This is a genomic window from Oleiphilus sp. HI0066 (assembly GCF_001635725.1).
Map to the genome: position 1 here is coordinate 1 of NZ_LWFH01000920.1, position 270 is coordinate 270.

Below are 270 nucleotides of genomic sequence, written 5' to 3' on the forward strand. Positions count from 1 at the left end.
AAACATGTTATAAAGTTTTGCGATACTCAGATCCGTGTCAGCAATAACAGGATAGTTGACTGTCGTACTCCCTACTTCTTCAACATCTTTAATCCATACATGATGGTCATCGAGAGGATCAATACTCAACCCTATAATCTTGGTGTTACGTTTTTCAAATTCTGGCTGAATTCGCGCCATGTAGCCAAGTTCTGTTGTACATACAGGCGTAAAATCTTTTGGATGTGAGAATAGAACTGCCCATCCATCTCCAATCCACTCGTGAAAGTC

At 40.4% G+C, this 270-nt stretch carries 1 protein-coding gene; it reads right to left on the minus strand.

Annotated features, from left to right (window positions below):
- A partial coding sequence (locus tag A3738_RS10640; protein ID WP_156504196.1) for a redoxin domain-containing protein occupies window positions 1-270 on the minus strand: 270 nt, incomplete at both ends.